The sequence below is a fragment of the Fulvivirga aurantia genome (assembly GCF_009711475.1).
Classification (GTDB): Bacteria; Bacteroidota; Bacteroidia; order Cytophagales; family Cyclobacteriaceae; genus Fulvivirga; species Fulvivirga aurantia.
Genome location: NZ_SMMD01000550.1, coordinates 1 through 3,911, shown reverse-complemented (window position 1 = coordinate 3,911; position 3,911 = coordinate 1). Strand labels below are relative to the sequence as shown.

General features: G+C 41.3%; 2 protein-coding genes. Both read left to right on the top strand.

Going from position 1 to position 3,911, the window contains the following annotated elements; translation table 11 throughout:
- Positions 1–969: Calx-beta domain-containing protein (locus tag E1176_RS04470; RefSeq protein ID WP_155209371.1), on the top strand; the 969-nt coding region annotated here is incomplete at its 5' end.
- Between the two features lie 12 nt (positions 970–981).
- On the top strand, positions 982–3,911 hold a 2,930-nt coding region (locus E1176_RS04465), incomplete at its 3' end, for a SusC/RagA family TonB-linked outer membrane protein (RefSeq protein WP_155209370.1).

Genomic DNA, 3,911 nt, shown 5'->3' with positions numbered 1-3,911 from the left:
TTTGGCCTTCCAGAAAATCAACCAGGCAGCATTTCTGTAGATTATTCGGTAACAGGCACCGGAGTAGATTTTACCGGCACGGCCACCATACCGGATGGTGAACAAAAGGCCAAATTTTGGGTGATTGTTCCTGAAAATAATACGCTGAACACAGACACGGTCGATCTAACCTTGACGCTGACTAATGCAAGCGTTGGCATCAAAGATGATCCTGCCTTTAACTCACATGAGCTTGAGTTGATTGATGATATAAAAAACGTTAAAATCGCCAACGATACAGTTGATATCGATGAAACTGCCGGGATAATTCAGATTCCTGTCACTGTTTCTAATCCACTGGATAGCGAATTGACTGTTGATTACTCAATCACCGGTGATGCAGATGCTGGTGTCGATTACGAGTTAGTCAGTTCAAATCCGTTGATAATAGAAGAAGATTCTACCAGCGGTTATATATCCTTTAGAATTTTAGATGATTTGAGTGAAGAGGATACCGAATCTATATCTATTACATTGGATGCAATAACTACTGCCGATGCTTCAGATACCGAGACCATTTTATTAGCAGGTGCGGCCAATAGAAACATCGTTTACGACCTGAGTGATGATAGTAAATTGATTGGTTTTGTAAGGTCAAATGAAGACACTTTAATGATAGATGCCGCAGGCACATATACTGCAGAATTGGAAGTGTCTGGGGGCACACTACAAAATAGTGCTCTTGTAACATTTGATGATTCTGAACTACCAGCCGGTGTTGATGACAATAACACCCTAAACACGATCAGTTTTGGAACTTCAGAAACCAGTCGCACCATATCCTTCACAGTCGAAGCTTCTGCTATAAGCGACACAGAGGATCAGATTTTTGAATATTCAATTTTCTCAATTGATGGTAATGGAGATGCAGAGGTAAAAGCAGCAACCAACAGTGCTCTTGTAATAAAAATCTTAAAATCTGAAAACTAAACCTAAGCCAAAATGAAATATATAAAATATACATTATTGTGCCTTACAGCTGTTTTCCTCATAGGATTTCAGGTAAGTGCGCAGGACATGAAAGTTTCCGGTGTAGTGACTGACGCCTCTTCTGGTGAAGGTATAGCCGGTGTAAATGTCGTGATTAAAGGTACCACTTCGGGTACAATCACAGATATAGAAGGTAATTACTCAATAAATGCCAGCAGTGGAGATATTCTACAGTTTAGTTTTATTGGTTACTTGAGTGAAGAGTCTGAGGTTACTTCATCAACACTTAATATCAGCCTTTCTGAAGATGTCACCAGTTTGGAGGAAGTAGTAATTTCTGGTTTGGCCACTTCTGTAAAGCGTTCTAATCTCGCTAACTCAGTAGCCTCTGTTTCGGTAGATAAATTGACTGGAATTACTAACCAATCTAACATGGACGGAGCCCTTTACGGAAAATTTAAAGGGGCAGACATAAAAGCCAACTCTGGTGCACCAGGTGGAGGTATTTCTATGAGACTTAGAGGTGTAACCTCAATCTTTGGTGATCAGCAGCCACTTTTTATTATCGATGGAGTTTATGTTGATAACTCATCTATCTCAATGGGTAATAATATTGTGAGTGAAGCAGCAGGTGGTGGTAACCCTTCTACCAATCAGGATGATGCCTCTAACCGTATCGCTGATATTGACCCTGAAGATATTGCCAACATAGAAATATTAAAAGGTGCCTCGGCAGCCGCTATTTACGGATCGCGTGCAGCCGGTGGTGTGGTAATTATCACTACAAAAAGAGGTAAAAGTGGTGGCACTAAAATCTCACTTTCACAGACTGTGGGATTAAGAGCACCAACTCAATTGTTAGGTACAAGAGATTGGGATGAAACTGAAGTCTTGAATTTCGGTGGTACCGCTGCTTTAAATACCTACTATGCCGGTCAGGCCACTGACTATGAAGCAGAGCTTTTTGACCATACGAGAGTATCGAACACATCGCGCGTTTCAGTGTCGGGTGGAAAAGGCAATAGCGACTATTTTCTGGGTGTAACTTATAAAAATGAGCCCGGTCTTGTTGATAACACAGGGTACGAAAAAGGCTCTTTCCGCTTCAACATCGGCCAGAAGTTTAATGACTGGTTAGACATTTATGTCACCAACAACTATGTAAACTCAACCGCTGACCGTGGTTTCTTCAACAATGGTAACGCAAACAGGACGGTAGGTTACGCGCTTGCATTTACTTATCCGTGGGAAGATCTATTTCCTGAAGAAGGGACCTTTCCGTCTGGAGGAGCTGGATCTAACGTATTGGAAACTGTGGCTATCACCACAAACCGTGAAAGTGTAAACAGATATATCGGTGGTGCTACCATGAATATCAAACTGATAAGTCAGACCGACAACCAATTAAAGCTGGTTTTACAAGCTGGTCTTGACCAGTATACATTGAGAACAACCAGTATATTCCCACAACAGCTTTCATATTTTAGAGATCCATCATCACTTCAGGGGGTGTCGATATCAGGTACTACTGTAAACACAAATTACAACCTATCTGCCAACCTGGTTCACTCTTACTACCTTGACAATGGGTTGAGCTTTACTACGCAGATTGGTAATTTCTTACAGGACTTTGATAGAAATACGGTGATCACTACTGCTTCAGGGCTTAACGGCTCTCAAACTAACCTTGGTCAGTCTACCAATGTGGGTGTACAGCAGATTATCCAACCTCAGCAAGACAAAGGATTCTTTGTGCAGGAAGAAGTGAACTATGATGATAAAATCATTGGTACCTTAGGTATAAGAGGTGATAAATCTACCAATAATGGTGATGCTGATAAGTTTTATTACTACCCTAAGGCGAGTTTAGCTTTCAATATTCACGAGTTTGCTTTCTGGAATGTGCCGGTAGTAACTAACGTGAAACCGAGAGTTGCATACGGTGAAGCAGGCCGATTTGCCAATTTCAACGATAGATTTACACTCGTAAATCCGCAATTGATTGGAGGAAACTCCGGACTAAGCCCTGCTAACCTACAAGGTAACGATGTAGTAGGCCCTGAAAGACAAAAGGAACTGGAGTATGGTGTGGACCTTGGTTTTCTTGGTGGTCGATTTGGCTTAGATGTAACTTTCTATAAGAAAACAATGGAAGATGTACTCCTTCAACTTGACGTACCAACTTCTTCAGGTTTTACAGCCAAAGTTGATAACGCTGCCGAGCTGGAAAATAAAGGTATCGAGATTGGACTTAATGCGGCAATCATACAAAAGAAAGATTTTTCGTGGAGCACAACTTTAAACTTTTGGAGAAATAGATCTGAAGTAACCCAACTTGATGTTCCGGCTTTTAATGAAGGTGGGTTTGCAGCAGCACTTGGTACTCTTAGAATACAGGAAGGAAAAAGTGCTACGCAAATTGTAGGTACCTATGATGGTGAAGATTTTACTCGAGCAGATTCCTTGGCAATCGATCCCGAACTTGACGGCTTTACTGTTTACGGAGACGCAGAGCCAGATTTTCAAATTTCCTGGTACAATCAAATTAGTTGGAAGAACTTTGATTTGAACTTCTTATGGCATTTTAAAAAAGGTGGTGATGGAATAAACCTAACTACTTTACTTTATGACCTTGCAGGCACCACCTGGGATTATGACGACACAGGTCTGGATCCAAGCGGTGAGCTTACAAACGGTCGCTACAGAGCTAGCCAGGCATTTGTGAGCCCAGAGCCTTTCATAGAAGATGCCGGCTACATCAGATTGAGAGAGGTTGGTTTATTCTACACTATCCCAAGAGACCTTATACCTCAACTTTCGCAGGTGAAAGTGGGAGTTTCCGGTAGAAACCTGATTAATATCTTCGATTACAATAGTTATGATCCGGAAGCTTCAAATTTTGGTAATAATGTATTGGCCAATAATGTGGAGGTTACTCCTTA